The following is a 22,024-nucleotide window of genomic DNA, read 5'->3' as shown; positions in this document are numbered from 1 at the left end:
TTACCGAAGTCCTGACCCTAGACAACTACACAATTGTGTAGCCTGCGGTATAAAACGGATCTAAGCGAAGGGTTTGATTTTGAATGCGAATCAATAACATGCAGATTAACTTCCAGTTGTTCATTTGTGCCGCGATAAGTGTTTTTTGAGAAATCGGCGACCAATGGCTTGCAGGTGAAACCAAGTGTCGAGGGTCAAAAAACAATCAACAGCAATATCGTTGCCAGACCCCAAAGTGTCATCTGGTAGTGCGTATTCTGTGCACCTTCGTGGCAAAACCAATAGCAGAACCAGTTTCCCACTATCAAAAAACCAGCCCAAGTGGCGGTGAATAGCAAAACACCAAGCACCCCGATAGCCCGGGCGCTTGAGGGGTCGACCACGCCTATGATGGCAAGGACGAGCGACACGACCCCGGCCCAGAGAGTAAGGGTCGCGATGCCTTCCCAGCAAACAATCAGTTTGAATAGGAACTTTTGCATCGCAGGGTTTTCGATGCTGCGATAAGCGACGACCTCATACGCCTCGGGATACTCTTCACGCATTCGCTCCATTGTCAGCACCTGGGTGGTGAATGTCTCGTTGAGATCGGGATGCAGAACGTTCTCAATGAACCCTGTACTTAACCATGCAGCAAGGAAGAAGACGGCAGCGCATTGCGCAACGAGAACCATCATTTCCAACAAAGCTACTTACTCCGCGAATTTTTGGGGGTGACCTTGGCCACCCCACAACTTGTTAGCTCCAATACATTTGCGCAGGGCGAATTTCCAACGAGATGTGCTGAGCAGCACCGCCGAGCCCTTCACGAGTGTGGTTGTAAAGCGACCGCCAATAAGGTTGGATTGTCACTCCTTCCTCTCGAACCAGCTGCTCGCCTTGTGCCATCAATTCGCGGCGTTTCTCTACATCTGGTGTCGCAAGCGCCTGCTCGAGGACTGCGTCGAACTCGGGACTTGACCAGCCAAACTCGTTCCACGACTCTCCCGACCGGTAGGCCAGCGCCCAGATCTGCACGCCCAGAGGACGATGGTTCCAGTTTGTCGAACTGAACGGGTACTTGGCCCAGTCGTTCCAGAATGTCGAACCCGGCAGAACCGTCCGTTTGACCTTGATCCCGGCGTCTCTCAGTTGGGCGGCGACCGCGTCGGTTGTATCTTTGCGCCAGGCATCATCGATCGAAAGAAGCTCGTGTTCGTAATCTTCCATGCCAGCCTCTTTAATGAGCTCCAGAGCCTTGCCTGGATCATATGGCGGCATGCCTATGTCTGCGAATTCGGGATGCGCAGGTCCAACATGGTGATTGGCTGCAACGGCACCGCGCCCTGCGTAGCCCAGCTCTAGTAGAACCGCGTTATCTACCGCCAGGGCCAGAGCTTGTCGGACCCGTTTGTCAGCGTAAGGCTGAACCCCATTGACCTCGGCCAGTTGGTTGGGGCGGATGACGATCGTTGCCATCGTAACAACTTCGTTTTCGACCCATCCATCCAGCGCGGTCAGGATGTCGATGAACTCTCCTTCCGAGATGTAGATCATGTCGACTTCGCCGGCATCCGCAGCGGCAAGGTGCGCCGATGGATCGGTCCCGAAATCGATAAATTCCACGCGGTCAAGCCAGGCGCCGTTTCCTGCGTTCCACCAGCTGTGATCGTCATTGCGAACCAGAACGCCCTTTACACCGACTTCCAGGCTTTCGGGAAGATAGGGGCCGGTACCAATTGGATTGCCCAGCATGTTGTCCGGGTCGTGGGACGAATGCACGATGGCCGCCGGATAGTCGGCCATGCCGGCAATCAGGGAAATGTCGGGGCGTGGCAGATTGAGGCGAACGGTGTGGCTGTCGACGACCTCGACCGCGCCGTCCAGAGCCCGCTCTGTTTCAGGATCAACAAGCACCGAAAAGCGCCCCGCCATCGAGTTGCCTTCCACTGACTTATCGCACCAACCGACAATGTTTCGGGCCACATCGTCTGCAGTAAAGTCATCTCCGTTATTCCACTTCACACCTTTTCGCACATTCAGCGTATAGGTCTTCGCGTCATCGGAAATCTCCCAGCTTTCGAGCAAGGCCGGTTCGAACGTTCCGTCATTTTCATAAGTGACAAGGTTTTCCAACCAGCCTTTGGCGTAGTTGGCAATCTCATTCCAGTCGAAGGTGCGCGGGTCTTTCATTCCCCGCACATCCATTTGAATGCGCACCGTTCCGCCTTGTTTCGGCTCTCCTGCTGCTGCGGCAGGTGCGGGCATGCCCAACATTGCGTAAGCCGTTGCGGCGGTCGCTCCGAAAGAACTGGCTATCGCCAGAAATTCTCGACGGTTGACTGCGTCTTCGCCGACCTTTTTGACCTGATCGGTGATCACTTTGGGTAGTTTTTTCCCTGTACGGGTTCTGAAAGTCATGTGTTTTCCTCTCTGTTGGTCGTGAGGCGGACCCCTTGGTGGGTGCGGCGAGTTTCGCCATATGGTGCCCGGCCGATTTGCAGGGTTCTATTGTGATATGCGCATGGTTTCGATTGCATCGGCGTCGGTGACTGTCGAGCAGATGCTCGACAGCACGCGCGGTTGTTCGTAAGGCCAGGGCGTGCCGCGATGGAGCACAGCGCGCTGATCCCAGATCAGAACGTCGCCGACCTGCCATTTATGGGAATAGACAAACTGCGGTTGCGTGCAGAAGTCGATGAGTTCCTCGATGATCGCCTGACCAACTGCTTCGTCATAACCATCCAGTTTGAACGCGTGCGACGCGATATAGAGCGCCTCGCGTCCGTTCACCGGATTGCGCCATAATGCGTTCCAGTGTTGGTCCGGCCACTTGTTGAACATTGGCAATTTGGCCAGTTCCGGCGAGATTTTGCGTCGCGAATGGCTGTAGCGATGCCAGATGCCGCGTCCGCGCACCTTTGCTTTCAGACTGTCGGGCATATTTGCCCAGGCCGCGCGCGTGCTGGCCAGTTCCGTGGCCCCGCCCACGGTCGTGACGACCCGACCGATCAGTATATTGGTCAGGGCAGGGGTGGGCAAAAAGGTGCTGTCCGAATGCCAAAGAAAATTCGACTTCAGGTTCAGAGTATGAAGATCCATCTCCTCGGTGATCGAACCGTCATCCCGCACATTGGAAACCGTCGGAACCTCGAACTTTTCGCCTTTTTTGCGTTCGTCAGCTTTCCGATCTTCGATGGGGCCGAACAGCTCTGCCAATTCCTTATGCGTGTCGTCCGAGATGTTCTGATTGCGAAACAGAAGGGCCGAATGTTCTTCGAACAATGCGCGTATCTGCCCAAACAACCGATCCTTTGTGGCATCAATCAGATCTATTCCGGAGACTTCGACACCGAATTCCGGGTTCAGGGGGCGAGTTTCAAATGCGGACATGGCGACCTCTTACACAGTTGCCTTGGCTTCAATTTCTTCGGGTGGCAGATCTTTGACCAAATCCCAGGCGCAGGATTTTCCGGGGTTCAGCAACCCCTTGGGGTCAAGTCGTTTCTTCCATGCGAGATGGAGGTAGTCGGCCGTTTTCAAACCACCGCTTTCCACGTGGAAACTGTGGGCGTCGTACACGCTGTGACCGTGTTCTTCGTAAATGCGGCCGATCTCGCGCAGGCGATCTTCGGTGGAATACCAGATGATAGGCAGGTCAAAGGCCACGACTTCGCCGTTCAGAAGCGAGAATTCATGGTGCTGCCACACGTCATCGCCCAAGGCCGCACCGACGCGTGCAATCGCTTCGGCGTCGGAGGCGTCCGGCACACCAATTTGTTGGTAAGTCGCTGAGCGATCCGCCTTTAGAACCTGCAGAGTGGTATGGTTGTACGCGAACTCAAACACATGCGGCAAAGACGCTGCCTTCCGGTCATCCTCGGTCAATTCCAGATCGAGGCTTCCTCCCTGATCGGCAATGCGGTCGCGAAACCGCTGCATATCGGTCATGGGCACAAGCGAAACAAGAAGATGCTTGTCGGGTCGGACATGGCCTTTCAGTCGAGGAAAATACTCCACGATCCGCGCGTCGACTGTGCTGGCCAATTTGCATCCAATTTGGTCGTCAGTCGCAACCGTATAGCCGGCCGCATAACACTCCTGGTAACTGTCGAACGTCGCCATGCACCCGATCCAATCCGGATGCGGTACAGTGCGCAGCGTCACCTCGGTGATGACGCCGTTCAAGCCCCAGGCATGGTGGATTTGCAGAACATCCTGACCTTCAAACACATATTCCTGCGGGTCTTCTTCGACGGACAGGGCCTTTAGTTGCAAGATATTGCCGGGCTCCCTAAGGACACCGTTCGCGATCGAGCCGATGCCGGCGGACCCGCCCGCGACAAACCCGCCGATCGTCGCGATATCCTGTGTCGACGGGAACATGGCCATTTCCCACCCCTGCGCCATAAGCGCTGCATTGACATCGGCCATCAGCGCGCCCGCTTCGGCGCGAACAAAGCCGTCTCCGATTTCCAGTATGCGGTTCATCCGGGTGGTTTCGATAATCAGACCACCATGCAGGGGCACGGCCTGCCCGTAATTACCCGTCCCGCCACCGCGTAGCACGACAGGGGCATCTGATTCATGCGCGGTTTTGAGGCAATGCACGATCTCTTCAACGGACTTCGGCAGAGCCACAAGATCGCCAAAGCTGCGTTTGAGCTTTTGGTTCAGGATCGGGCTGTACCAAAAGAAATCCCGAGACCGTTTTTTGACCAGAACAGGCTCATCGATGACCTCGACAGGGGCAAGGCGTTCCGCAAAGGCGGCCCAGTCTAGATCCGTTTTTCCTGAAATCGAAGTCATACAAGGTCTCCTGTCAGGACATTCGCCAAAGGTTTGGGTTCAGTGGTTCCGGTCAGCCATTCGGACGTTGAGGCTGAATCAAAGATCAGCAGATCCTGGACCAAAGCGCCGTCGACGGTAATCGGAGCAAGACCAAGCGCCGCTTGCGCATTAGTAGTGATCATGGGCAGCAGATCACCAAATGGCGGGTCCAGATGCGCCGTCAGAGCAGCAAGCTCCAGGCTTTTGCGTGGATCGTGACGACCAAGGGGGCAAAAGGCGTCGCGCACATTGTCTGTCCCAACAACAACCGGCACACCTACGGCGCGCAGCTCTCCAATCCGCGTGATGCCACGCCGGTCTGGCGTGCCCGTGCGACGCCCCTGCAGATATAGATTTGATGATGGCAGGCTAGCGATGGTAAGACCGGCCCGCACAATCTTATCCAGCAGCGATTGCAAAGACTTGCCCGTCAGGTTGATCAGGCTACAGGCGTGACCGCATAGCACAGGCCCCTGAAACCCGGTCTCGATCAGGGTGTCGGCAATGATTTCAAGCCCGTCCAGCCCGTCATGCAAGCCTTCGTCCACATGAAAATCAAGCGCGAGCCCGTATCTTTCGGCCAAGCGCACGGCGATGGAAATTGCCGCATGACGATCTGACTGATCCAAAACAAATACACCCAAGACACCGCTGCCACAGGCGATTTCTTTACCCAACGCATCCGCCTTCGAGGCATCTGTCATTTCCGTCGTGCCGATCAACGGCGCAACCTGCAATGAGACCTTGCCCTCATAGTCTCTTGCCAGTTCGCGCAGCACGTGCCACGCAAGTGGATCCGCGCCAGACTCCGGTTCAGACGACCAATCCATATGGCTGCGAACGACGCCACAGCCCGAGGACATCAGTTCTTTTAGGCCTCGTTCTGCCCGTTGCCGCAGGTCATCCTCGGTCCAGAGGCTGCGGTCACGGTACTGGGCCTCACTAGCTGCGCGCAGATCTCCACCGACGCGGTCCATTCTTGAAATTGTGTGGCACTTGTCGAGGTGGACATGGCATTCGGTCAAGCGCGGCATGACAAGACCCGAAACCTCGGTCTGCTGCGCGGCCGCTTGCAGGGCAACGGCATGCCCGTTGCGGATGACCAAATCACCATGCACGCAATCCGAGACCTGAGTGCCCCCGAATTTCTGCGCGTCGGCGATCATCGATGACGGGACCAGAACGTTTTCCACGGTCAGTAGATCAGCAGAAGGCAGCACATTCATGATTTGCCGCTCCGGTGATCGAACCGGGCGAACTCGGCCAGAAACTGGGCGAAATTTGCGGCAGCAGTGTCCAAGAGGCGCTCCCCCTTTTCCACAGTCGCGGCCGAGGCATTCCCGCAGGCCCCATCTGGATGCAAGTCGTCGATGATCCAGCCCGGCCGTGCGGCTTGCCCGGTCAGACCGATGTGGCTGAAATGCTTCTCCCAGTTGCTGATGGCCGGAACGAAGTTCTGCGCCCGGCTCATATCCACCAATTGCGGGCGTGCGGCCAACATGGATGAGGTCTCGGACTCGCCAGCATGCAAATCGATTGAGGCCGCATTTGGGTCGAGGACGCTGTCCCACTCGGAAAACCCGAACCAGGAACATGTGACAACGATCAACTCATGCGATATCCGCAAGTCTCGTGCTGCGGTTTCCAACACCGCAGTGTTGCCCCCGTGACCGTTGAACAGCACAAGCCGATTCACACCCGCCCGCGCGACCGAGGCCCCGATGTCGCGCAATACTGCCAGTAGTGTATCTGCGGACAGGCTAAGGGTCCCAGGATGCCGATCGTGTTCGCCGCTTTTGGTGATCGCCAATCTGGGCAGGATCAGCACGTTCTGCTCGGCGCGCAGCCGAGGCAACGTGCGCTCGACCACGGCCGTCACCAGATCACTATCAACGGAGACTGGCAGATGTGGTCCATGTTGTTCGGTTGCTCCAACTGGCAACACGGCGATCGAATCATCCGGCAGATCGCGAAAATCCGGCGCCTTTTGGTCGGCCCAATGGCCTTGGATACTCATGCGGCCCTCCCAAACAGGCGGTTAAGGAAACCGTGAATCCATGCAGCTTGCGCAGAGTCATGTTGGTGCATCAACCGAGTCTGTTCTTCACGATCTTGCACACCGGGACGACCGTAGGCATTCCATTTGGCGTCCTGCCATCGCTGGAACCCAGCGACCGTGACCTCGGGATGAAACTGCAGCCCAAACACCTTATCGCCGTACCGAAACGCCTGGTTCGTGTAGTTGTCGTTGCTGGCAAGACGGGTCGCGCCCTCGGGCAGATCGAATGTATGGAAATGTGCCTGTGTAACCCACATCGGCCCAGGCATGAAACCGGGCTCGGAAGGTTCCGGATCAACCCTGTAATACCCGAATTCAAAGCATTCCATTTTAGGTGCCCCGGCCCAGGCGCCCAGATGATAGGCGATCTGCTGCGCGCCCTGGCAAATGCCCAACATTGGAATGTCAGCGTTCAGGCACGCTTCGATCCAACGATACTCTTCGTTCAGAAAGCCGTGCGTGTCCGTTTCATAGACGTTGAAGTTTCCGCCATAGATAACCGTACCAGCCAAATCCTCATCCGGCTCGCCTAACAGGTCGCCATCAAAAGGTTTGCGGCTGTCGATTTCAAAGCCTTCCCGACCAAGCCAGGTGACAATTCGATCATCCGCGGGTTCATTTCCATGGCGCACCAAAACAACACGTTTGCCCATATCGCCCTCCTTGAACGACAGTGGTTTTACGTGGCCCTTGGAATATCCGTGCCAGAGAATGGCTTTAAGCCTTGCAAAGAATATCCAAACTCGCAAGCTTAAATTGACAGCGAAAAAGAGTGGAGGAAATGAAAGCGTTAAGTCCCACAGACATGCCGCCACCCTTCGCGCGTTATGCGCATGGCGTAGAAATTCCTGGTGACTGGAGGTTTGTGCAAACCTCGGGGCAACTGGGGATTCGCTTGGATGGTTCCATTCCCGAGAACGCCTATGATCAGGCGGTCGTTTGCTTTCAGAACATCGCGAAAATACTAGGGTCCGCGAGCATGAACGCAGGTGATGTTGCGCATATCAGCGCATTTGTCACTGATCGATCCCATATGGCGGGCTACATGCAAGCACGCGATGAATTTCTGGCATCGATTCCCCGTCTACCAAGCTCAACTTTGTTGATTGTCAGCGGATTTACGCGACCTGAATTCGTGGTCGAAGTTGAGGTCCTCGCGGCAACTCAAAAATAAACTATATGGGCCAAGTTTTATTTCAGCCATTCCCCCAACTGTGCATCGGTTTCGTTTCGATCTTGGGCAGTTTATTGAGTGGTTCGGTATTGGTCTTAGGCAGACAAATGCAGCAAAAAACAGTTGAAACGGTACTAAATCATCAGAGCATTATCGCTCTGTTTCCTGTCTAAGCCATCCATAATGCCGTCGACTCTAGGCTGTGTAGCCCTAGTTGCTCCCAAAGCATTGAACGCCAGCATTGTCCGCAAAGCGGTCACTCGGACAGAACCCTACGAACGGCTGCCCTGAGCCCACTTTGGCCCAGCACCTGCGTGCATGAGGCTCATCTCAGCCTCAGGGGGCTTAGGCCTAAGGATCGTGTTGGGACGGCCGATCATGGGCGCCGCATAGGTGTTTCGGTTATAGCGTCCCAGGCGTCTTCTTGCGTTTGCGCGGCCTGCAAGCTGTCCCAGACCTCAGCCACAAAGGGATCAGCCGCGGCCATCTCTGCAACAAGCGCATCCCAGGCTACGCGGAGGCTTTCCAGAGTCTCGGGGGTGTAAAGGCGGACCTCCACGCCCTGTTCTGCCATTTGCGCGACGGCGGCGGCTTGTGAGTATTCCATCCGCAGAACCGAACGCATCGCGTTGCTTCTGGCAGCCATGTCGATGATCGTACGCTGGCTGTCTGTCAGGCCGTCCCAAATGTCGCGATTGATGATCAGCTCAATCATCGCCGAGGGTTGGTGCCAGCCGGGGAAATAGTAAAAAGAAGCCACGTCCGGAAAATTCAGCGCAAGATCCACCTGGGGAAAGCTGAATTCGGTCCCGTCGATGTCGCCATTTTCAAGCGATGGAAAGATCTCACCGCCTGCGATCAGCACGGTATCCGCACCCAGGCTTGCCAGAACTTCCGAGGCCAGCCCCGTCCAGCGCAGCTTGAGCCCGGCAAAATCATTGGCCCCTTCGACGGGTGTGTTGAACCATCCGCCCGACTCCATACCGGTGAAAGTTACTGGCATAGTCACGAGGTTAAAGCCCGCATCGTCATACATGCGCTGATTGAGCTCGAGCCCGCCGCCTTCGTAGAACCAAGCCATATAATCGAGCGCCTGTGGCCCGAACGGCATTGACGTAAAAAACGACGCAACGGGCAAGGACCCATGAAGGTAGGCCGCAGCGGTATAGCCTGCTTCGATCTCGCCGTCAGAGACCGCCTGTTGAATGTCGAACGGTGGGACAATTGCGCCAGGTTCCGCCAGCTCGATCTGGATCGTCCCGCCGGAGGCTGCCTCGACATCTGCTTCGAACTGCCGGATCGTGTTGACGACGGGAAGGCTGGTCGGAAAAGCCGATTGCAGGGTGATTGTGACATCCTGCGCAAGGCTCGGCCCGGTCATGGCCATAATAGGTAATGCAGCTAGGGCCAGTTTGATCATCTTTGTCACGTTGTCCTCCGAGGCGGTTGTGTTAGTTTTTTGGCGTGCGCGATTTTCTATGCGCCAGATGGTTTCGAAATGAGGATCAAAGCTGCCTCCATTATCGGTGAACTTACACGTATTCGTTCGAGATCGAACTGAAGCATTGTCCGCATTGCAGTCATTGAGCGGACTTGAGTGAACGTCTGCCTCGAGCCGTTTCCGACTTAGAACCAAGTCGTTTCGTTCACCGCTTCTTCAGTTTTCGTTGATCGTATTCAAACTGTTCCCAAAGATACATCTTCCCAGTCTGACGCGCACTAGCCAACCACAACCTTTTGCGCACACCCGGAACTTCCAAATGCTCGTATTTACCTTCAGAAAATTTAGGCCAATCGATTGCCAATCCCATTTTTACTAGCTCAGCCGATAAGTCTCGCCCATCTGGCAAAGTGCAACGCGCGACAATACGGCCATATTGATCCACGTCTGTGACTACAGCCTTCACTTTGTGCCCTTTGCACAGTTTGACCATCGCCCACTTTGCCTTTTGCCCAAATGGATGATCAATCTCGGGTGCATCAATACCGAACAATCGTATCTGTGTTTTGTTGATTACGATTGTATCGCCATCCGTCACCCATGCATTTCCTTGCAATACTTTCCTGGCTGACAAGTGTTTTGCAGTTTTGGCATCGAACGGTGCCGGTTGCTGTCGTGACGATCCCGTTACTGATTTTGGGGTTTTGGGAGTTTGGCGATACTGAGCGGAATTCTCGTACTTTAATCCGGGGTTTGTGCGAGAAGCAAAGCGAAATGCGACAAATACAATACCGAAAAGGATCAACGGTCCCAATACAGCCAAACCATCCAATTCGATTGCACTGAATGGCAATTCGATGTGGTCCGCACCTATATCCGAAGACGTTTGCTCAGCGCGCAATTTGGGCCGCAATGAGCTGGAGAGAAGCAGAGTTGAATTTGACATATCGGTCGCGATGAAGCTCAAGAAAAAACTCGGACCGAGAATAGAAAGATAGAGCGGCTGGTCTTTCGATTTTGTGCCAATCTTTTTCGTGTTTTAGACTTTATTGGCGGGTGGATCGTGCCGAGGCCTGACAACGAATCTGGGAGCAGGATATGTGCTGCCGGAACGTATGAACGTTGCGGAACCTAGAATGAGCGCTCAACACAGACAGCAGCTTCGTTGAATGAGTTGTGAACAACCCGTATCAGATTTAATGGGTGATCCAATGGGCTTCCAATCCTGCGCTTCCATTTTGCTTTGGTTCTATTGAGCCGTTCAAAGGTTGGTTCTTCAATTGGTCTTTCGAAATTCGGCATTCGTCTATCTCCATTCCAATCTATGCACTGGATATGGACAACGCGCTCGAAGTAGGCTTGCGCGGATCTGCCAAAAGCACGTCACTTTCTGCCAACGATGAAAAGGGTAGCGCTCGCGAAATCGGTTGTAATGGCCCAAGCCTTTTAAAGTGTCTTGAGCATACACCCAGCTTCGGCACTCAATGCCAAGGTCAGATTTTCTTTCTTTGCCGCACCAAAGAAGTTGGGCGATGCTTTCGCCAAGTCCGCCACTTAAGCGATCTGTCTCTGACGCGGCCAGCAGTGTCAGTTCGCGTTCGCCTGGTTCGGGTCTGCTGTCGAGCCGGATGAAAAGGCGCAGGACTTCTTTGCCAGGTCAATCACACGACATTACAAGAGAATAATGAAATACTTGCTCCAAACCCCAACTGCCAGAGCAATCCTCATGGCAGTCTTCGTAATCATTCTTGTGAGGCTTTGCAGCTATGACAGTTATGAAGGGGCTGGATACCAAGGACCTGACAAAGAGTATTGGAGCGGTGGAGACCCGATTATCGTCAAAACACTAAGCGAGTGAATGCTTCCGGTTTTCTAGTGTCATAATTAGCGCTAAAAGATCGACCGACTTTTCTAAGTCGCCTTTGTCCGCACACCAGCCGTTCGCCACGTTTGGGTGGATGTCCGCTTCGAGCCCGAAGCAGACGTCGCCAAATGAGCCGTGCCCAATCAATTCTAAAGTGCAGTTGCATCGATTGATCGAATGAGGCTGCGAGAGGCCGTTTTCTGTTTTTGGTACGATCAGGAGCAGTGGGGGTAGTTATCAGGACCAGACAAATCTGCGTCCAACGTGATCATCGTTGAATGACCATTTCGCTTTAACTTGTGACCAAACCGCCAAACCGTTGGTGGGCAAAAGGCCTGAAGCCCAATGACCATGGCGTTTCTGCCTCTGGGAAGCGTCAAGCTGACAGCGCCTAGACCACAGCCTCACGCTTCTGTGACACGATTTGGCGGTTTGGTCAGATTTTGAGGTGTTTGCGTCATTCATTGATTTGGTCCGCGCAGTAGGTTCCGAAGCGTCGACTGGTCAACCCATACGGATGGGACAATACCCGGTGGCACAGAATAATTGCATCAAAACGGATATACACATGACACAACAAACAGAAGTCACGACCGACAATGGCGTAGACCTCGCAGCTATCCTTGACGCGCGTAACGCTCTGACCGACGCACCAGAAGCCGCACAATTCACCTGGCGCGCAGAATGCGATTGGATCAACGGTGTGCACAGCAAAACGACCATCACCGGCTTCTACGGTTTGGGCGAAGAGCAGGAGCGGTCCAAGGAGTTCGGTATTGATGCCGATCACCCACCGCAGTTTTCAGCGTCAGATGAAGGCGCGACCCCGGTTGAAATCGTTTTGAGCGGGCTCGCAAGCTGCCTTATGGCTGGCTTGGCAACGGTCGCGCAAAACAGGGACATCCAACTGCGCAGCGCCAAGGCCCGAGTTGAAGGTGACATGGACCTGCAAGGGATCATGGGCATCAACTCTGACGTGCGCAACGGGTTTCGCAGCATTCGGGTCGAGTTTGAAATTGACGCGGACGCGACACCGGATGAGGTCGCAGCGCTCGTCGCGCAGTCGCAGAAAAGATCGGCGGTGTTCGACATTATCACCAACCCAAGCCTGGTCCATGTGACCATCAAGTAAACACTGAAAACACCACTTTCACGATTACCGCCCGGCATTTTTGTCGGGCGGCCCAAGGAGTTGCGTTTATGAAAACCACATCAGCCATCATTATTGGAGCTGGACAGACCGGGCTTGCCATGAGCCAAGCGCTGTCATCGCGTCGTATCCCGCATGTTGTTTTAGAGCGCGGTGCGGTCGGAGAAGCCTGGCGTTCGCAACGCTGGGACAGCCTCTGCATGCTGACGCCCAATTGGGCAAACGGCCTTCCACAAGCCCCGTATAACGGCCCGGATCCGCATGGTTTTATGACACCGGATGAGTTTGCAGGTCAGCTTGAAAAATACGTCCGTGATTTCGCGCTTCCGGTAAAAGAGAACATTAATGTCAATCGGGTTTGGCATGACAGTACACATTTCAGGGTCGATACCTCAGACGGCCCTATAGCGGCCGAGTCCGTGATACTGGCGACAGGTGCCGCCTCTCGGCCCAATGTCCCCAGCTTTGCTGATGACGTGCCCGAGTGGATCTTCCAGATTACCCTGGATCGCTACAAGAACCCCAGAAACCTGCCGAACGGCGGCGTACTTGTGGTCGGAGGCTCGGCGTCCGGTGTGCAGATGGCGCGTGAGCTCCGGAATGCCGGACGGCCTGTTATCCTATCGACTGGTAACCATGTCCGACTACCAAGGCGATACAGGAACCGGGATATCGAAACGTGGCTGGATGTGACCGGCGTATTGGACCAACTGACAACCGAGATCGGTGATGTTGAGCGGGCCAAACGGCTACCATCTCCACAGCTGCAGGGGGGGACCGACGATGTCGATTTGAACGCACTGCAGTCCATCGGCGTATCTATCGTTGGACGATTTTCTGCCATCAGGGACGGAGAAGCGCTGTTTTCTGGCGGGCTGTCGCATGTGGCGAATTCAGCCGATCTTAAAATGAACCGGCTCTTTGATCTTGCCGATGCCTGGATAGAAGAGCATGGCGTCGCGGATGAAATCGCTCCGGCTGACCGACCCGGCGCGACCGTGGTGCCTGTCAATCCGCGTTTGTCGATACCATTCGATGGTGGGGAAATCCGTTCGATCGTATGGGCAACGGGTTTCCGACCAGATTTCTCCTATGTGGATTTGCCGGTGTTCGATCGACGGGGCGACCTGATCCACAGCGGCGGTGTTTGCACGGTTCCAGGCCTATTCGTGATGGGCCTGCCCTTTTTACGCCGCCGTCGATCTCATCACATTTCCGGCGTTGCAAAAGATGCTCAGGAATTGGGCGATCTTATTGCAAAGCATCTGCGTCTGTGGCGCGCGGCCTGAGGTATTAGGAAAAGGACTAGATCATGACATATTCACAAGACAATGCAGAGTTTTCGCACCATCCATATGCACCCAAGCCATCTATACTGGCTACGATCGGAGCAACCCCAATGGTGCGGCTCAACCATGTCGGGCCGACGCATGTCGACCTTTATGCAAAGCTCGAGGCATTTAACCCGATGGGTTCGATCAAGGATCGTATGGCACTGGCAATGATCGAACGCGCCGAACGTTCAGGTGAGCTTCAGCCCGGTCAAACCGTAATTGAATCAACGTCAGGGAATACAGGCCTTGGGTTGGCGATAGTCTGCGCGCAGAAGGGCTATCCTCTGGTTATCGTTATGGGTGAAAACTTCAGCCTTGAACGTCGCAGACTGTTGCGGTTTCTGGGTGCGAAAGTGGTTTTGACTTCTGCGGCCGATCGCGGAACCGGTATGTTCCGGCTGGCTGAAGCGTTGGCAGAGAAACACGGCTGGTTTCTGTGTCGCCAATTCGAAAATGAGGTCAATGCCGAAATTCATGCTGAGACGACGGCATGGGAGATACTCAAGGCATTTCCAACCCGATCGCCCGATTTCTGGGTCACGGGTTTTGGGACAGGGGGGACGTTGAAAGGCGTAGCGCGTACCCTTAGGCTGGCGAGCCCGACCACGCGGATTGTCGTCGCTGAACCGGAAAATGCTCAACTGCTGGCCAGCGGAGTCCAGCAATTGCGAAAACCAGATGGCGCTGCGGCACGCAGTCATCCGAACGCTCGGGCGCACCCGATCCAGGGCTGGACACCTGATTTCATCCCCAAACTCGCAGGCGACGCCTTGAGTGAAAGCCTGATCGATGAATTGCGACCTGTCTCGGGGGCCGAAGCGCTTGAGATGACACAGACACTTGCAAAGCGCGAAGGAGTCTTTTGTGGCATTTCCGGGGGTGCAAGCGTTGCAGCGGCCGTCACGGTAGCGAAAAACGCGCCAAAAGGTTCGAGCATTGTCGCGATGGTTCCCGATACCGGCGAACGCTATCTTTCCACGCCTCTTTTCGATCACATCAAGGACGATATGTCCGAGGAAGAAGAGCGGATAGCCACCTCGGTCAAGCTGCCAAAACTGAAATCGGCGAATGGTGGTACCGCTAAAAAGCCAATTTCAAAGGCTGCGGCACAATTTGTTGAAGCGGCGGTGAATGATCCTGAATATCCTATTGTCATGTTCGGCTTTGAGTGGTGCGAGTTTTGCTGGTCCGTTCGGCGCGTATTCGATGACGCCGGGTTGCCGTTCCGATCCATAGATGTGGACAGCAAGGACTATCGGGACGATGACTGGGGCGGGGATGTTTTACGTGCCTTGTTCGACATGACCGGCATGCGCACGGTCCCGCAGGTCTTCGTTAGCGGCAAACTCATGGGCGGTGCGACAGAAGTGCTGGCCAGGCTTCAGACTGGTGGGTTGCAGGCACATTTACCTGCCCATCTGTCAGCGGTACGAATTTCTGATCCGCAGAGTTATCTTCCCAAATGGGTTAAGCGTGCAACGCCCGAGAAAACAAATGCCGTTTGATAGCCTCCCCGAGCACATCCTCAAGTCACTCGACCGACCTATTTGGACTGCCTTGAATTCAGATCAGTCGCATTTGGGCATTCATGACAGCGTTGCGTCTGCCTTCTACGCTGATGTAGCTCCGTTTGCGACGGCTGGTCCAATTGGTTTTGAAGACAGTGAAGCATTGATCCGGCTTGCGGCGTACCACCCCAAAGGTATTGCGATGCTACAAGCCAAGCCGATCTCGACGCCGGACGGTTTGATTGAGACCGGACGGTGCGATTGCGTTCAAATGTTGGCCACGTCTATGTTAGCTGCTTCCGAGCGTCGTCACTTGTTCACTTTGAAACCGAGAGACATACCAGAAATTATTGATTTAGTTGAACGCAATGGACTTGGCCCGTTCAATAGAAACACGATTGTCATGGGCACTCATCTCGGTATTCGCGTGTCTGGTAATCTGGTCGCTGTGGCGGGCGAACGCATTACGTTCCCAGGATTTCGGGAATTGGGCTTTGTGTGCGTTCACCCTGAACATAGGGGGCGAGGTTATGCGCGCTATCTGATCTCACTCCTTGCAACGCAGATCATCAGTCTTGGTGATACTGCGTTTGTGCATGTGGAAGTTGATAACGCAGCCGCCATTGGATTGTTCGAAAAGCTTGGTTTCAAAGTACGACGCGAAATGGTTGCCGCCCGTTTCGAAGTCCCTGTGTAGACCCACGGTGCCATCTTAGTTGACCCCAACAAAATTCGCGAATGAGAATCAAATTCCTACCTTTGGAGAAAAAACATGACTCAACTCAATCCACCCGTGAGACTGGCCAAAGAGTCGGATGCTGCTGAACTTGCTGATCTGGTGAACTATGCAGGAGAAGGGTTGCCCCTGCATGTTTGGACGGGCCTAGCGACCAAGGGCCAAGACCCATGGGAGGTTGGTCGAGCGCGACAGGCAAGACAAGCTCAAAAAGGTAGAGTTTTCGTTGTGGACCACGGTCGCGGGGCGGTCGCAGGTATGACCGGTTACAAGATAGGACCAACGCCGGTTTCAATTGATAAAGGTTTCCCACGGTTATTCCGTCCACTACAGGAACTTGAAAATCAAGCTCTGGACACTTGGTATGTGAATGTTTTGGCCTGCTATCCTGAACATCGGGGACAAGGACTGGGCGGGCTTTTGCTGGATCTCGCAGAAGAGGTAGCCCAGGAAGAGGGTTTGTCGAAAACTAGCCTCATCGTTGCAAGCAACAACAAAGGTGCGCAGCGCCTTTACGAACGTAAGGGCTACCGAGAGATAACTGTGACGCGTTGCCTGAAAGAAGACTGGGAAACTGATACTGAAAACTGGGTGCTAATGACTAAGCAGCTTAGACTTTGATACTGGGATAGAGTTCGGTTTGAGCTGTTAAATGAACATCCTGCATTCCTACACCTCACCAGTTTTCCAGTCAGGAATAGAGTCTTGGTAGCAGAAGAAAACGACCCGGCATTTATGCCGGGTCGCAACTGATTCATAGGCCCGCTCGTGCCGGCAAACCCGAATAAAGCTGAATATGCGCACTCTTGCCGAATTCGCCCGGCTTTACCCCATAGGTTTTACCATCGCTGTGCCAGTTCACCGCAAGGCCCGCTGCCAAATGCTCACCTGACAGCTGGAGTCAAGGTTTGAAGGTTTGATCATATTCTGCGTGCCGGTCTGTATCTGTATGAAAGTTCGCCTGTGATCCGTCACGACTTCCGAAAGGAAGATCATAGGTGCCAATAAACGGATCGGTCGGCGGCCAAGCTACAAAATTATGCCAGACGGTATAAACGCTGTCGGGGATCAAATCCTAGAAGACTATCTTCAGGTGGCCTTCGCCATGTTCATGGGAATATGTGCCCTAGCCTGTCGCGCCGTACCATTCCCCGCCGCAAATAGCTCACCACCCCTGCGGGTCAGAAAACGTATTCAATGAAGCGTGAATTCGGCCACGGCCTAGAGAAAGAAAAGGCTATTTTCTTGAAAGGTCAGAGCGCCACTCTGCCGGAGACATACCGCGCTCGCGTTTGAATGCGCGCGAAAACGCCTCTGGCGCATCGTAACCCACCTGAGTGGCTATCTGGGCGACGTTGAGGTTGTTTTCGCTCAGCAGCGCCTCAGCCAACTCCATTCTGCGGTCGAGGAGGTATCGGCGTGGTCCGACCTGCATAACTTCTGTGAACCTGTCTACAAATGCCGAACGCGACATACCGGCCTCTGAGGCAAGCGCCTCAATACTGGGTGGGTCGCTAATTTGAGAGTGAATACGTGCCAATGCGCGCGACACTCTTGGATGTGCCATCCCGCCCAGCCATCCCGGCGGTGTCGGATTTTGTTCGATGTATGAACGCATTGCTTCGGACAACAGCAACTCGCACAGCCCGGGCATTGTACCGCCGCCGCCAAATTGGCCTTGAGTAAGTTCCCGCGCTGCCATCATCACCGAAGCTTCGATCCACTTTCGCGTCGCCAGACTTTCAATGCTGATCAAAAGCACGTCGGGTAGAGTTTCCAGCATAGGGACCGAACCTGCATTACTTGCAAGGAAGCCGCACATGAAGTGAGCAGGCGCACCACCACCTTGGTGGTTGATCTGGACAAGTCCGCTGTCGCTAGCGGGCAAAAGCAAGTCATCACCATTCAATGGAATTTGACCCAGAGAACTTGCTAAAACGTGTAGAGAGTTTTGCGGTAGGAATACTATGTCTCCGGGCTTTACACAATGATCCTGCCGGTAACCCGGTGTTGAATCCATTGAGAGGATGAATTCCCCTTCGATGATGACATGAAAGGCGATAACCCGACGTGGAACCGGCATGTAAGGGCGGCAATCTTCTTCGGTCACATGGGAGGTAATTGCCCAGGGCGCAGAAAACTCTGCGTTCAAGAACACCGCGCCCGAAAGGTCGAACGATTTTACCATACTCAGCAATGGATCAGATTTCATGACTTGCCCCTCACCGCGAGAAACTACCCATTCCAAGTTACAAGCGCCACGACACTAAACTACAGGGCTTAGAAACAAATCTGCGGAAGTACAGCCTTATTTGACCGGTCCAGATTGGTTGTTTGTGCATTATTGGCATTTGGTCTTTGAATGCAACGTCTTGTCCGGCGTCTGATGAGGCCCGGGCCGAGACCCAGCAAAGTCGGCAAACCGTTCGATGAGGTGTGGCCGCACAATTCGTTTGAACGTTTGGAGACTGCTCTCTCCTGACGGAACAGACGCTGAAGCTGAATGGCGGCGTTTGTCCGCAAATAGGCGTTTGCAAAGCCCGACGAGCAAGGCCCTCTCTTAACTCAGGCGGCCATCTGTCCCAAAATCCCTGACGATGGACAGTGTTGCTGCCATTGCGTGCGAAGATCCAAACGTCCGTTTTCGTCCGCAGAGCGGTCATTCGTCGCGATTGAGTAAATGACTGCTCTGAGCCCTTAGCCGGCGTTGCCAAAGAGGCCTCAGCGAGCTGAAAGAAAGCCTCTGCTGGAAAATCGTCGTCGATACTCTGCTGGGCTAAGGCCTGTCATCTTTTTGAACAGGCGCCGGAACGCTCGGGAATCTGAATACCCGACGGCCTCGGAGACAGCTTCGACACTGTGGCCATCCATCTCCAGAAATTGCTTGGCCTCCTCGACCCTCAGCGACTGCACATAGTCTTTGGGGCTGTAGCCCGTTGCCGCGCGGAAGCGGCGGTCGAACGTACGTCGCGGGAGGCCAGAGCGAGAGATCATCCGCGCTATTGCGTCACGCTTTCCGTAAGCATCGGCGAGCCAAGTCTGGCATTCCTGAATGACCGCGTCGTCGCTCTGCAACCTTCTCTTGGGAGCTGCGTAGTGTCTTTGGCCGTCGGGTTTTGGATCGACACAATAGAACCGCGCTGATTTCGCTGCGTGCTCCGGTCCGATGTAGCGCGCAATCAGGTACAGCGCGAGGTCCTGCCAGGATGCCATACCTCCTGACATCACGATGCAGTCTCCCTCTCCTGCAAAAGTAAGCGTGCGGTCCGGACAGAAAGCCACGCGCGGATAACGCTTCTCAAAAACCTCAGCCATGGACCAGTGCGCCGTTGCCTCTTGACCGTCAAGGAGCCCGGCGTCCGCCAAAAGCGCCGAGCCAGAGCATGCCGTTGCCAGGCGCGCCCCTGCCGAATGTCGCTCGACGATCCAGTCGATCTCCGGCCTCAAAACCTCCTTCGGCGGGGTCATCATACCGATCCTGAAGTTTGGCAGGCAGATGATCTCTGCGTCGTCTGCTTCTTCAAGCGTCGCGTCAGGTGCCACTGGGACGCGGCTTATGCAGCGGAATGGCTCCTTGGCTCTGGCGACGATCCTAACTCGTGTCATTGGCGGGGTGGGCGCGCCTTCGGTGAGGTAGGACCACGCCGACCCAACCGACGTCAGCAAATCATAGATTCCGTAGAGAATAGCGCCCCGGCAACTCTCGGCAGCCAGGATGTCGATCCGCACAGGTTCAGCGATGAAATCCCTGGTTGTCATTTTCATTCTCTCCTCTTCGAATCCGATGGCCGATTTGGCCCTCTTGTGGCCGGTTCGACCCTGACAAATGCGTTTTTCGTCCACCAGTTTGGAGCAGACTACAAAAGCACGCGAGGAAAATCATGACCTACGAAGCTTTCAAGTTTGCAGAAAAAGAGGGATGGGACGCCCGCGCTGCCGCCTATGACGAATTCACCGGGCGGGTGACGACCTGCGCGCTTCCGACGCTTCTGGCGATGGCCGAATTGGCCCCCGGCAAACGTATTCTAGATCTTTGCTGCGGCACCGGAAGGGCTGCGGGCGCAGCAATCGCACTTGGCGCTGACGCCGAGGGCGTTGATGTATCTGCGTCGATGATCAAGGTGGCGCAAAGCGCTTTCCCCGAGGCACGCTTTGTAACCGGCGATGCCGAGTCGATACCGAAAAATGATGCTGACTTCGATGCTGTGATTTGCTCGTTTGGGATTATGCATGTGGGCAGCCCAGAAACCATGTTCGACGAGATTGCGCGCGTTTTGAAACCCGGTGGGCGAGTAGCACTCAGCCATTGGATTGGACCGCCACAGTCACCGTTGTTCCGGATCGTCTTTGGCACGATGCAGAGCCTTGCGGACATGTCCGTCGTCCCTGCGTCACCGCCACCATTCGCTCTTTCTTCGGAAGATACCATGCGAGAGAAACTGGAAGCGGCTGCATTTAGGGAGTTTTCAAGCGCCAGAGTTCCACTGGTCTTCAAAGCTCCGAAAGGACAGTTCGTCAAACATTTCCGCAACTTCGCTGCAAGGGCGGCTGTAATTCTCGACAATCAGAATGAAGACGTCCTGAAAGAAATCTACTCCTCTTGGGAGAACCAGTTAAAGGATTTTCTCGATGGCGAGGAATACCACGTTCCGATGCCTGCCATAGCAGTGACTGCCGTCCGAGGTGCGTAGATCCATGATGATCTTCCGACCTATGCTCGCACCGAACAGAATTGGAGTAACCCGGCTTAAGAACAAGGAGCGCACAACATGGATATTGCAGGAAAGCCAGCTCTCGTCGTCGGCGGCAGCGGAGGCCTGGGCCGCCGATTGGTAGAAAGGCTTGCCGAGGCCGGCGCCGACGTCGCCGTCGGTTATAGCGGCGGCGAGGATCGCGTGGCCGAGGCCTGCGACGCTGTCGAAAAGCGCGGACGCCGGGCGGTTGCTGTTCGGTTCGACCTGCGCGACCCAGCCTCAGTCGAAGCAGGTGTAGCGCAGGCGGCAGAGGCACTGGGCGGCCTCGCGATCCTGATGAATGCCGCCGGCGCGGTCGGGGGGCCGCCGGCGGGCGATCTCGTCGCCTACGACCCGGAAACCTGGGACCGTATCAGCAACATCAACTTCCGCGGCCCTTTCCTTGCCTCCCGAGCGGCTGCACCGCATCTGCGCGCCGCACGGGGCGCTATCGTAAATTTCGGCTCGACTATCGGACACGGGACCTGGGGCGCCGACCGGACCTTTCAGCCGACGAAGGCTGCCGTCTCGGGTCTGACCCGGTTCCTGGCGGCCACGCTGGCGCCGGAAGTGCGTGTGAACTGTGTAGCACCAGGTCTTATGGAGAACACGGTGATGAGCAGCGAGGCGCCTGAAAGCTTCGTTTCGATGTGGCGCGAGGCGGCGACACTGAAGAAGACCACTTCCATCGACGACGTGGCCGAGCAGGCACTGACGTTCTGCGGGGCGGAGACGGTCACCGGACAGACGCTGGTCATCGACGGGGGCCTGACCTTCAGATAGTTCCCCACTCAGTGCCAAAAAGCTAACCAACCGCTCAATGGACGGTGGCTTTGTCCGAATTTTGGACTTTGAGCGGTTTTCCCCAAATGATCGATAGATGCCCGGTATTGCAACGAGGGGTGCCGAAAACGAGCCGAACGAGCACGAAGGACGGGCAGAGACACGGCGATGAGTTTTGCTTTCAAAAAATAGCCCGCCAGCACAAAGCAGACGGGCAGTTATCGAGAGGTTTAATGAATCTCTGTTCTCGTCAGTAGTGCCTGAGTTGGATTTAACAGCAAAAAGTGTCGCGGATAAGGCAGGTGACTAAATTCTTGTCAGTGTGGAGAGGCTGGCTAAGACCCCCCTTGTCCAGCCCCTCCTCCGCTACCTCTCGCTATTCGGTTTGGAGACGGCAGCGCCCCGTCGAAACGGTACCCCTTAGTCGAGTTCC

General features: G+C 55.1%; 20 protein-coding genes. 9 read left to right on the top strand and 11 right to left on the bottom strand.

Going from position 1 to position 22,024, the window contains the following annotated elements:
- Nucleotides 1-194: 194 nt before the first annotated feature.
- From RA28_RS22015 to RA28_RS21985, 7 genes are all read right to left on the bottom strand, one after another.
- Complete coding sequence (locus RA28_RS22015) at nt 195-677, bottom strand: DUF2165 family protein (RefSeq protein ID WP_039533461.1); 483 nt, start codon at nt 675-677, stop codon at nt 195-197.
- Between the two features lie 61 nt (nt 678-738).
- On the bottom strand, nt 739-2,400 hold the full coding sequence (locus RA28_RS22010) for an ABC transporter substrate-binding protein (RefSeq protein WP_039533459.1): 1,662 nt from the start codon (nt 2,398-2,400) through the stop codon (nt 739-741).
- A gap of 87 nt (nt 2,401-2,487) precedes the next feature.
- Nucleotides 2,488-3,372 (bottom strand): TauD/TfdA dioxygenase family protein, encoded by an 885-nt coding sequence (locus RA28_RS22005; RefSeq protein ID WP_052261571.1) that lies wholly within the window; start codon nt 3,370-3,372, stop codon nt 2,488-2,490.
- 9 nt (nt 3,373-3,381) lie between these two features.
- On the bottom strand, nt 3,382-4,788 hold the full coding sequence (locus RA28_RS22000; protein WP_039533458.1) for an FAD-binding oxidoreductase: 1,407 nt from the start codon (nt 4,786-4,788) through the stop codon (nt 3,382-3,384).
- Complete coding sequence (locus RA28_RS21995) at nt 4,785-6,035, bottom strand: amidohydrolase family protein (RefSeq protein WP_052261570.1); 1,251 nt, start codon at nt 6,033-6,035, stop codon at nt 4,785-4,787. The genes RA28_RS22000 and RA28_RS21995 overlap by 4 nt, the downstream gene beginning before the upstream one ends.
- Complete coding sequence (locus RA28_RS21990) at nt 6,032-6,826, bottom strand: creatininase family protein (protein WP_039533456.1); 795 nt, start codon at nt 6,824-6,826, stop codon at nt 6,032-6,034. Before RA28_RS21990 ends, RA28_RS21995 begins: the two co-directional genes overlap by 4 nt.
- On the bottom strand, nt 6,823-7,521 hold the full coding sequence (locus RA28_RS21985; protein ID WP_039533454.1) for a type 1 glutamine amidotransferase: 699 nt from the start codon (nt 7,519-7,521) through the stop codon (nt 6,823-6,825). The genes RA28_RS21990 and RA28_RS21985 overlap by 4 nt, the downstream gene beginning before the upstream one ends.
- A 128-nt stretch (nt 7,522-7,649) precedes the next feature.
- Between RA28_RS21985 and RA28_RS21980 the strand changes: the two genes are divergently transcribed.
- Nucleotides 7,650-8,042: a RidA family protein gene (locus RA28_RS21980; RefSeq protein WP_039533452.1), complete on the top strand. Its 393-nt coding sequence runs from the start codon at nt 7,650-7,652 to the stop codon at nt 8,040-8,042.
- A 376-nt stretch (nt 8,043-8,418) separates the two neighbouring features.
- On the opposite strand, the gene RA28_RS21975 is transcribed toward RA28_RS21980, so the two are convergent.
- The gene (locus RA28_RS21975; protein ID WP_082029893.1) at nt 8,419-9,462 is read right to left on the bottom strand and encodes a TRAP transporter substrate-binding protein; all 1,044 of its coding nucleotides are present in this window, start codon (nt 9,460-9,462) and stop codon (nt 8,419-8,421) included.
- A 226-nt stretch (nt 9,463-9,688) separates the two neighbouring features.
- Complete coding sequence (locus RA28_RS22575; RefSeq protein ID WP_241481190.1) at nt 9,689-10,450, bottom strand: thermonuclease family protein; 762 nt, start codon at nt 10,448-10,450, stop codon at nt 9,689-9,691.
- Nucleotides 10,451-11,209: 759 nt separating this feature from the next.
- On the opposite strand from RA28_RS22575, the gene RA28_RS23075 reads away from it, so the two are divergent.
- From RA28_RS23075 to RA28_RS21945, 6 genes are all read left to right on the top strand, one after another.
- Nucleotides 11,210-11,341, top strand: coding sequence for a hypothetical protein (locus RA28_RS23075; protein ID WP_275041392.1), 132 nt, complete (start codon nt 11,210-11,212; stop codon nt 11,339-11,341).
- A gap of 574 nt (nt 11,342-11,915) precedes the next feature.
- Nucleotides 11,916-12,479, top strand: a complete 564-nt coding sequence (locus RA28_RS21965) for an OsmC family protein (RefSeq protein WP_039533450.1) — start codon at nt 11,916-11,918, stop codon at nt 12,477-12,479.
- 68 nt (nt 12,480-12,547) lie between these two features.
- Nucleotides 12,548-13,786 carry an NAD(P)-binding domain-containing protein gene (locus RA28_RS21960; protein WP_039533449.1) on the top strand — a complete coding sequence of 413 codons (1,239 nt, stop codon included), beginning with the start codon at nt 12,548-12,550 and terminating at the stop codon, nt 13,784-13,786.
- Nucleotides 13,787-13,809: 23 nt separating this feature from the next.
- A complete protein-coding gene (locus RA28_RS21955) occupies nt 13,810-15,336 on the top strand; it encodes a pyridoxal-phosphate dependent enzyme (protein ID WP_052261568.1) in 1,527 nt (508 codons plus the stop codon).
- Nucleotides 15,326-16,036 (top strand): GNAT family N-acetyltransferase, encoded by a 711-nt coding sequence (locus tag RA28_RS21950; RefSeq protein ID WP_082029891.1) that lies wholly within the window; start codon nt 15,326-15,328, stop codon nt 16,034-16,036. The genes RA28_RS21955 and RA28_RS21950 overlap by 11 nt, the downstream gene beginning before the upstream one ends.
- 75 nt (nt 16,037-16,111) lie before the next feature.
- The gene (locus RA28_RS21945; protein ID WP_039533447.1) at nt 16,112-16,696 is read left to right on the top strand and encodes a GNAT family N-acetyltransferase; all 585 of its coding nucleotides are present in this window, start codon (nt 16,112-16,114) and stop codon (nt 16,694-16,696) included.
- Between the two features lie 616 nt (nt 16,697-17,312).
- Here RA28_RS21945 and RA28_RS21940 read toward each other — a convergent pair.
- On the bottom strand, nt 17,313-18,287 hold the full coding sequence (locus tag RA28_RS21940) for an AraC family transcriptional regulator (RefSeq protein ID WP_039533445.1): 975 nt from the start codon (nt 18,285-18,287) through the stop codon (nt 17,313-17,315).
- Nucleotides 18,288-18,796: 509 nt separating this feature from the next.
- Entirely contained in the window at nt 18,797-19,834 is a 1,038-nt protein-coding gene (locus RA28_RS21935; protein WP_039533465.1) for a GlxA family transcriptional regulator, read from the bottom strand.
- 122 nt (nt 19,835-19,956) lie between these two features.
- Between RA28_RS21935 and RA28_RS22335 the strand changes: the two genes are divergently transcribed.
- A complete protein-coding gene (locus RA28_RS22335; RefSeq protein ID WP_052261566.1) occupies nt 19,957-20,766 on the top strand; it encodes a class I SAM-dependent methyltransferase in 810 nt (269 codons plus the stop codon).
- 78 nt (nt 20,767-20,844) lie between these two features.
- Entirely contained in the window at nt 20,845-21,591 is a 747-nt protein-coding gene (locus tag RA28_RS21925) for an SDR family NAD(P)-dependent oxidoreductase (RefSeq protein ID WP_039533444.1), read from the top strand.
- Nucleotides 21,592-22,024 lie beyond the last annotated feature (433 nt).

It is taken from the genome of Ruegeria sp. ANG-S4, assembly GCF_000814005.1.
Taxonomy (GTDB): domain Bacteria; phylum Pseudomonadota; class Alphaproteobacteria; order Rhodobacterales; family Rhodobacteraceae; genus Ruegeria.
Note: the sequence above shows the minus strand (reverse complement) of the source record. Positions and strands in the feature narration are given on the sequence as shown.